The organism is Arthrobacter sp. NQ7, assembly GCF_029581595.2.
GTDB lineage: Bacteria > Actinomycetota > Actinomycetes > Actinomycetales > Micrococcaceae > Arthrobacter > Arthrobacter phenanthrenivorans_B.
Genome location: NZ_JARFXU020000048.1, coordinates 1 through 3829, shown reverse-complemented (window position 1 = coordinate 3829; position 3829 = coordinate 1). Strand labels below are relative to the sequence as shown.

Here is a 3829-nt window from a genome sequence, read left to right as displayed (position 1 = left end):
GGTCCAGGGGGTCCGGAGCTCTGCGACGGCACGCCCTGGACCCAACAGCCGGCCGCGACAGCGGACGCCCGTCAACTGGTTGGAGCGCAGCGGAAACCAGGGCGAGCCCCGCGAGCCTGCCCTTCACTGCCCCGCCCCACGAAAACCCCACGACGCTGTCAGCTCCGGTTTGCCGCCGGCGGCCGCCGCCCGGCACCTGACTGTTGCGGGATTGGCGGTCCGCCGCCGGCAACCACCACCAAAGCCGGCCACGGGCGGCGGACCGCCCGCGGTGACCGGCCCCCCTTGGCGTCATCCAGCGAGTGAGTGAATGGCGCGTTCAAGATCCTCCGCTTGGCGGTGCAGTGCTTTGACTTCCTGGAGGGCGGGAGCTGCCTCGATGGACTCAATCAGGTCCCGCCATTCCTGCAGCGCTGAGAGGAGTCCGGGGGTGAACGTGGGTCCCGGCTCTCTCTGCAGGCCGAAGTGGTACAGCGCGGCAGCCAGTGCGGGGCGGCCGATGGTCGCGGCTGCGGTATCGGCTTTGGCGCGTTCGAGTGCTTCATGGTGTGCCTCGTAATCGAAATCGCCGTCGGGATCCCAGAAATCAGTCATCGTTCCGTTTCCTTTCAAGGCGAGGCCGGTGGCCGGGACACACGTCGCGGCCACCACCCTGTCTAGCTGGCGAGCAGTTCGGTCAGTTCGGCGGCGTCGGAGACGAGTACCGCGCCGCCTTCTTTCAGGAGCCGGTGGCATCCTGCGGAGTTGGCGCTGTGAACGCTGCCGGGGACGGCGGCGACGTGCCGGGCGATGGTTTCGGCGTGGTAGGCCGTGTTCAGCGCACCGGAGCGCCAGCGGGCTTCCACCACGCACGTGACGCCGGCCAGGGCTGCGATGATGCGGTTCCGCTGCAAAAAGCGGTACCGGGTAGGTGCGGATCCTGGGGGCAGCTCGGACAGTGTCAGGCCGTTGGCGCGGATCGCGGCCGCGAGGTCGGCGTTACCGGACGGGTAGTCCCGGTCCAGTCCCCCGGCAAGGACCGCGATGGTGGAGGGGCCGCCGCCCTGATGTCCGGCGAGGGCGGCGCGGTGGGCGTGGGCGTCGATGCCGTAGGCGAGTCCGGCGATGACGCAGATTCCGCGCTGGGCCAGGCTGTAGGCGATATCGCCGGTCACGGCGGCGCCGTAGCTCGTGCAGTCCCGTGATCCTGCGAGGGCCGCGCAGCGGGACGGATCGGGGATCCCGTTGCCGATGTTGCCCCGGTACCAGAGGCCCAGGGGCGCGTCCGGGAGGTCGTCCAGCCCGGTGGGCCAGTGCTCGTCGCCGGGGATCAGGAAGCCGCCGCCGAGGCGTTCGATGGTGGCGAGGTCCTTGTCCGGGGCCAGGTCAGGCACGCGGGGTGCCCAGCGCTTCAGCGCGGCCGCCAGCTCCTCCGGCGTCACGTCCGGGAGGGTGTGGGCGGGCTGGGCGCCGGTGGCGAGCCGCAGCGCGGCGTACGCGCCAAGCCTGCCCACGAGGGTCCGCCCAACGGTGTCGTTGGGTTCGAACAGGCGGGTCAGGCCCGCGCGTGCAATGCGATCGTTCATGGTTTTTGTCCTTGCAGAGACGTGGGGGTGTCGGGCGGCTCAGGTGACCGGCCAGCTTCCCTCTCCCCCGTTGTTTTTGGCTGCTGGCGAAGCTTGCGGAGCTGTGCCCGTGCAGGCCCGTCTACCCGCAGGGCAAGACCCGGAAAATCTTCGAGGAGGTAAGCGACGAAGGAGCGCCGAAGAAGAATTTCCGTGGCGCAGGCCCCGGAGGAACGGAGGGGCTAGAAGGGCCGGAACGGGCACGTACAATCCGAAGGACAGCAGCCAAAAACGTCGTAGACGCACCGGTCCAGGGGGTCCGGAGCTCTGCGACGGCACGCCCTGGACCCAACAGCCGGCCGCGACAGCGGACGCCCATCAACTGGTTGGAGCGCAGCGGAAACCAGGGCTTTCGGCCGTAAACTTGTACTGCCCCCGTCACCGGCTGTTCCCCCCAGTTGGCCGGTGACGGTAGGGCCTTGATCTCCGCCGCAAGCCTCTGTGTGACATGCTTGAAAGCGTAAGCAGCAGGATGTTTGCACAGCTGAGGGCCGTATTCCATTGGAATGCGGCCCTCAGTTTCTTCCCGCCGACCGCGACCTGCATTACCCTGTGACTGTTCTGCCAGTTGCAGCGGACATCGGGGGGCGCGGCAACCGCGGCAGGGTGCAGCGATGCAGGGGCGTGGTGAAACCTCGCGCAAACGGTAAGAGCCGGCCACATTGGTGCCGGCTCTTACGGTTTCCTCTGCAAGGGAATCTGTGGGGCAGCGTCAGCGCTGCGGGTTTTAGGGCTCGTCGAGCCGGTGGTCAGTGACGGGCCGGTCCACCGGACCCGTTACCGGGCCTGCAGTCAGCAGGCTCAGTTCCAGGATGTCTTCGAGGGGGCTCGCGTCTGGGGCAACAAGGTCGTCCTCGGTCATGCGGAAGGGTTCGGCCACGCTCGGGACTCCTTAGACTGTGCGGCACTTGATGTCCCTTTCACAGTATCGGCAGTTCCTGCACGGCGGCTGGTAAGGCGCAACGCCCGCGCCAGCGTATCGGCGGCCGGAGGAGCGAAGCGGGGGAGGCCGCCACGCACCTGGGCAAGATCCCCAAGGGGGAAGGTCGGACCCTTTTGACTCGGGTCCGACCTTCATCGAAACTAGCCCCTCAGGCGGCGGTCATACGCTTTCTTCGGGTCCCTGCTGCAGTCTGCCAACAGGCCGCGGCTAACCAGTTCACCCAGCAGCTCGGCTAACCTGTATCCGCCGACGTCCTCCAGCGCGAGCTTGAAGTACCGGGCGGCGAAGCTGGATTTTCCTTTGAGCCATTCCAGCCAGCCGATCAGGCACAACATGGGCGCGCGCTGCCCTTCGGGGGTGGTTTTCATCAGCTCGAAGGCGACTTCCTGGGCCGTGTCCACGCGGGCCCAATCGGGGCGGCCGAGGAACACACCAAGCATGACGGAGGTGAACTGCTCCGTGGCGTGGGGGACGATGTCACTCATCATGTAGTCCCGGATGGTGGGGTGCTGCAAGGCTCCTGCGAGCTGGTGCGCGATCTCGGTGCTCAGGCTCTTGGGGTCATCAAGCACCTTGGCCCATGCGGCGCGGCTGGCTTCGAGGTCTTCGGGCCAGCCGTCGGGCTTGTGCGCGGCGATCACTTCGCGTGCCGCCGCGTCACCGGTGAAAGGTGCCGGTTCGGTGAACCCTGCCACGGCGCTCCCCCTGTAGATCAGGGCGGCGTTGCCGTTGCTGGTGGTGATCGAGTCCAGCGGCTGGGCCGGGCAGCAGCTAGTGTCCGTGCAGTGGTAGTTCCGCCAGAGCTCGGAGGTCACCAGCCACGCGTCCTGCAGGGGCATCCCCGCGGTGTCCAGTTCGGCGCGCAGCGCCTGCACGTGCCCGGAGTAGGGGCGTGGATCATCGGTGGTGTCCTCGTCGGTGTAGATCACGAGCAGGCTGCCGGTGGCGGCCTCGTCGGCGGTCAGGTAGCTAACCACGGTCTGAGCGAAGGCAACGGGGTCCTGCTGGAATGGCGCATCGAGACGGAGGGTGGCGCCGAGCTTGTTGCCCTGCATCGTCAGTGCGACGAAGGATTCTTTGGGGGTCTCGCCCAGCGTGTGCGGGATGAAGGCCAGGATGTCGGCGGGACCGGTGAATTTGATGAAGTCGTTCATGGTTTTTGTCCTTGCAGAGACGTGGGGGTGTCGGGCGGCTCAGGTGACCGGCCAGCTTCCCTCTCCCCCGTTGTTTTTGGCTGCTGGCGAAGCTTGCGGAGCTGTGCCCGTGCAGGCCCGTCTACCCG

At 67.4% G+C, this 3829-nt stretch carries 4 protein-coding genes; all 4 read right to left on the bottom strand.

What is annotated here, in order from left to right; all coding sequences use genetic code 11:
- Positions 1-291: 291 nt before the first annotated feature.
- The 4 genes from PUN71_RS22890 to PUN71_RS22875 all read right to left on the bottom strand — a co-directional run bounded on the left by PUN71_RS22890 (position 292) and on the right by PUN71_RS22875 (position 3701).
- Complete coding sequence (locus tag PUN71_RS22890; RefSeq protein WP_277800282.1) at positions 292-594, bottom strand: hypothetical protein; 303 nt, start codon at positions 592-594, stop codon at positions 292-294.
- A gap of 62 nt (positions 595-656) precedes the next feature.
- On the bottom strand, positions 657-1565 hold the full coding sequence (gene dprA, locus PUN71_RS22885; RefSeq protein ID WP_277800281.1) for a DNA-processing protein DprA: 909 nt from the start codon (positions 1563-1565) through the stop codon (positions 657-659).
- A 766-nt stretch (positions 1566-2331) separates the two neighbouring features.
- Positions 2332-2484, bottom strand: coding sequence for a hypothetical protein (locus tag PUN71_RS22880; RefSeq protein WP_277800280.1), 153 nt, complete (start codon positions 2482-2484; stop codon positions 2332-2334).
- A gap of 203 nt (positions 2485-2687) precedes the next feature.
- A complete protein-coding gene (locus PUN71_RS22875; protein ID WP_277800279.1) occupies positions 2688-3701 on the bottom strand; it encodes a DUF4192 domain-containing protein in 1014 nt (337 codons plus the stop codon).
- Between the last annotated feature and the right edge of the window lie 128 nt (positions 3702-3829).

Bases quoted from the DNA above. Each gene is read 5' to 3' on its own strand.
- PUN71_RS22890 (WP_277800282.1), bottom strand. From the start codon at position 594: ATGACTGATTTCTGGGATCCCGACGGCGATTTCGATTACGAGGCACAC.
- PUN71_RS22875 (WP_277800279.1), bottom strand. From the start codon at position 3,701: ATGAACGACTTCATCAAATTCACCGGTCCCGCCGACATCCTGGCCTTC.
- dprA (WP_277800281.1), bottom strand. From the start codon at position 1,565: ATGAACGATCGCATTGCACGCGCGGGCCTGACCCGCCTGTTCGAACCC.